This is a genomic window from Streptomyces sp. NPDC021562 (assembly GCF_040640875.1).
Lineage (GTDB): Bacteria > Actinomycetota > Actinomycetes > Streptomycetales > Streptomycetaceae > Streptomyces.
This window is the reverse complement of the sequence record NZ_JBFACN010000089.1, coordinates 1-1,461: the sequence shown is the minus strand read 5'-3', so window position 1 is coordinate 1,461 and position 1,461 is coordinate 1. Positions and strand designations below refer to the sequence as shown.

Annotated in this window: 1 protein-coding gene; it reads right to left on the bottom strand. The window is 42.6% G+C overall.

Annotated elements, in window-relative coordinates; genetic code table 11:
- Window positions 1–380: 380 nt before the first annotated feature.
- On the bottom strand, window positions 381–1,461 hold a 1,081-nt coding region (locus tag AB0G52_RS41095), incomplete at its 5' end, for a glutamate-1-semialdehyde 2,1-aminomutase (protein ID WP_361344398.1).

The following is a 1,461-nucleotide window of genomic DNA, read 5'->3' as shown; positions in this document are numbered from 1 at the left end:
TCATACATTTTCTGTTGCTTAGTATACCTTTACTTTAAACAATTTATAGAAAAACTAAACAATAATGTACTATACAGTGATTGCTTGTTAACATCAATAGTCATTTGTATGATTATATGATTTTTTCATGAAAAGTAAGTGAAAGTAGTGCTGATGGTGGGTGTTTGGTGTTGTTAGTTATTCTTAATAGATAACAAGTGGAGAGAATATTAGGATAATTGCTGTAATGTATAGAAACAGAGAGCGGCATGCTCTCTGTTTTTGAATTTTTCACAGCAGGGATTTCTTGTGATGAAGTGTAACGCTGTTGGCCTAACTTTAGTAGAGGAGGTCTCCCTGCTGAGTAAATCAACATTGCTTTTACTGGCAAAGATTGATTCTTATAGTTCTTTTGCTAATGCTTCGAAAGCATTTTGGACTGCGTGTATTGTTGCTTCGATATCTTCTTCTGTATGGGCGATTGTAATGAACCATGCTTCGTATTTGGAAGGTGCAAGCATAATGCCTTGTTCAACCATTAACTTAAAGAATTTACCGAAAAGCTCGCCGTCTGTATTTTCGGCTTGTTCATAATTCATTACTTTTTCGTTAGTGAAATAAACAGTCAAAGCGCCTTTTAATCGATTAATTGTAATAGGCATATTATGTGTAGCGGCAGTTTCGGCAATACCCTTTTCAAGCAATGCTCCAAGTCTGTCTAAATGCTCGTATACGCCTTTTTGCTTTAGTACTTCAAGACAAGCAATACCTGAAAGAACAGATGCCGGGTTTCCAGCATGTGTGCCAGCTTGATATGCTGGTCCTACTGGTGCCACTTTGTCCATGATTTCCTTTTTACCGCCATAAGCTCCGATTGGTAAGCCTCCGCCGATGATTTTTCCTAATGCTGTTAAATCTGGCTGAACTCCTAATAAGTCCTGTGCGCCGCCATATGTAAAGCGGAATGCTGTAATTACCTCATCATAGATGACAAGTGCACCAGCGTTATGCGTATATTCATTGATTAATTCAAGGAACCCTTTAATCGGCTCGACAATTCCAAAGTTACCAACGATTGGCTCTACAAGAACTGCCGCAATTTCTGCACCCCATTTTTCAATAGCATCCTTAAATGCGTCAGGATCGTTGAATGGAACAGTGATAACATCAGCTGCGATTACTGCTGGCACACCAGCTGAATCCGGAGTTCCCAGTGTAGATGGACCAGAACCTGCCGCAACAAGAACCGGGTCAGAGTGACCGTGATAGCAGCCTGCAAATTTAATTACTTTATTTCTGCCGGTATATGCTCTTGCGACCCTGATTGTAGTCATGACTGCCTCTGTACCAGAGTTCATGAATCTGACCTTCTCCATGGAAGGGATTGCCTCTTGAAGCATTTTTGCGCCCTCGCCGGGCTCGGCGTCGGCGGGGCTGTCCCCGGCGCGCCGCCTGCGGCGACGGCGACGGCGGCTGCTGGAG